The organism is Mycobacterium sp. TH-M15 (assembly GCF_057473705.1).
The window spans coordinates 1-2,128 of sequence record NZ_JBYCLB010000313.1 but is presented as its reverse complement, the minus strand read 5'-3'; the positions used below and the strand labels follow the sequence as shown (position 1 = coordinate 2,128).

General features: G+C 71.1%; 2 protein-coding genes and 1 tRNA gene. 1 reads left to right on the top strand and 2 read right to left on the bottom strand.

Annotation, left to right across the window (positions count from 1 at the left end):
• Window positions 1–1,323: bifunctional UDP-N-acetylglucosamine diphosphorylase/glucosamine-1-phosphate N-acetyltransferase GlmU (glmU, locus tag AC2VNT_RS07300; RefSeq protein ID WP_486946215.1), on the bottom strand; the 1,323-nt coding region annotated here is incomplete at its 3' end.
• Between the two features lie 95 nt (window positions 1,324–1,418).
• A tRNA-Gln gene (locus tag AC2VNT_RS07295) sits at window positions 1,419–1,490 on the bottom strand.
• A gap of 121 nt (window positions 1,491–1,611) precedes the next feature.
• On the opposite strand from AC2VNT_RS07295, the gene AC2VNT_RS07290 reads away from it, so the two are divergent.
• On the top strand, window positions 1,612–2,128 hold a 517-nt coding region (locus AC2VNT_RS07290; RefSeq protein WP_486946216.1), incomplete at its 3' end, for a TetR/AcrR family transcriptional regulator.

The following is a 2,128-nucleotide window of genomic DNA, read 5'->3' as shown; positions in this document are numbered from 1 at the left end:
GACCACCGTCCCGGCGCCGGTGTAGGCGCCGTCGCCGATGCTGACCGGGGCGACGAACATGGTGTCCGACCCGGTGCGCACGTGTGAGCCGACGGTGGTGCGGTGCTTGGCCTCGCCGTCGTAGTTGACGAAGACGCTGGAGGCGCCGATGTTGGAGTACTCGCCGATGTCGGCGTCGCCGACGTAGGTCAGGTGCGGGACCTTGGTGCCGGTGCCGATGGTCGAGTTCTTGGTCTCGACGAACGCCCCCAGTTTGCCGTCGGCGCCCAGTGTGGTGCCCGGCCGCAGGTAGCTGAACGGTCCGACCGCCGCGCCGGCGCCGATCGACGACGAGCTGCCGTGGCAGCGCACCACCGTCGCGCCGTCGCCGACGGTGACGTCGGTCAGCGTGGTGTCCGGGCCGATGCTGCAGCCGGCGCCGATCTCGGTGCCGCCGAGCAGCTGGGTTCCGGGTGCGAGGGTGGTGTCCCGACCGATCCGCACGTCCACGTCGATCCAGGTGCTGGCCGGGTCGGTGACGGTGACCCCGGCCAGCTGGTGGGCGGAGACGATCCGGCGGTTGAGCTCGGCCGCCACCTGGGCCAGCTGTACCCGGTTGTTCACCCCGGCCACCAGCATCGGGTCGTCCACCTGCCGGCCGGCGACCACCCGCCCGTCTTGCCGCAGGATGCCGATCACGTCGGTGAGGTACTGCTCACGCTGGGCGTTGTCCGAGCCCAGCCGGCCCAGCGCGGAGCGCAGCGCCGCGACGTCGAATGCATACACGCCGGCGTTGACCTCGCGCAGCTGCGCCTGCTCCGGGGTGGCGTCGGCCTGCTCGACGATCCCGGCGACGGTGCTTTGAGCGCCGTGGCGGTCCCGCAGGATGCGCCCGTAGCCGGTGGGGTCGGCCAGCGTCGTGGTCAGCACGGTGGCCGTCGCCGGCGACGCGTGGTGCCCGGCGACCAGGGCGGTCAGTGTCTCGGCGTCCAGCAGCGGGACGTCGCCGGCGGTGACGACGACGGTGCCGGCGAAGTCGTCCGGCAGCGCGGTCAGCCCGGACAGCACCGCGTGCCCGGTGCCGAGCTGCTGTTCCTGCAGGGCGATGTCGATGCGACGGCCCAGCTCCTCGGCCAGCCCGGTGACCGTGCCGGCGACGCGTTCGTGGTGATGGCCCAGCACCACCACCAGATGCGCCGGGTCGGTGGCGGCGGCCGCGTGCACACAGTGCGCCAGCATGCTCCGCCCGGCCAGCGGGTGCAGCACCTTCGGGATGCCCGAGCGCATCCGGGTGCCCTCCCCGGCCGCCAGCACCAGGACCGCGGTCTCGGTCTGCCCTCTCACCGCACCTCCTCTCCCGCGAGCGTGCGTGTTCCCGGTCGACACGCCGGGCAGCGGGCCGGTTCTGCGCACGCTCGTCGGCAGAGCCGGGCCCGAAGCTCCGTCGCCAGGACTCGAACCTGAACTCTCAGAACCAAAATCTGATGTGCTGCCGATTACACCACGACGGACCGACGTCCGGTGTGACTCTAGCCCGGCGCCGGACGCGAACCTGCCTGGACGCCGGGTCCAGCCGATAGGCTGACCTTCGTGGCTGCCATCGATAAGGCGGCTCGCGCACCGCGGGCCCGGATGACCGGCAGCGAACGTCGCCACCAGCTGATCGACGTCGCCCGGACGCTGTTTGCCGAACGCGGCTACGAGGGTACCTCGATCGAGGAGATCGCGCAGCGGGCGAACGTCTCCAAGCCCGTGGTCTACGAGCACTTCGGCGGCAAAGAGGGACTGTACGCGGTGGTCGTGGACCGGGAGATGTCGGCTTTGCTGGACGGCATCACCTCGTCGCTGACCAGGGCGACGAACAACCGGTCCCGGCTGCGGGTCGAGCGGGTGGCCCTGGCGTTGCTGACCTACGTCGAGGAGCACACCGACGGGTTCCGCATCCTGATCCGCGACTCACCGACGTCGATCAGCTCGGGCACCTACTCCACCCTGCTCAACGACGCCGTCAACCAGGTCTCGTCGATCCTGGCCGGGGATTTCTCCCGCCGCGGCCTGGACCCCGAGACGGCCCCGCTGTACGCCCAGGCGCTGGTCGGCTCGGTGTCGATGACCGCCCAATGGTGGCTGGACGTGCGCGAGCCGAAGA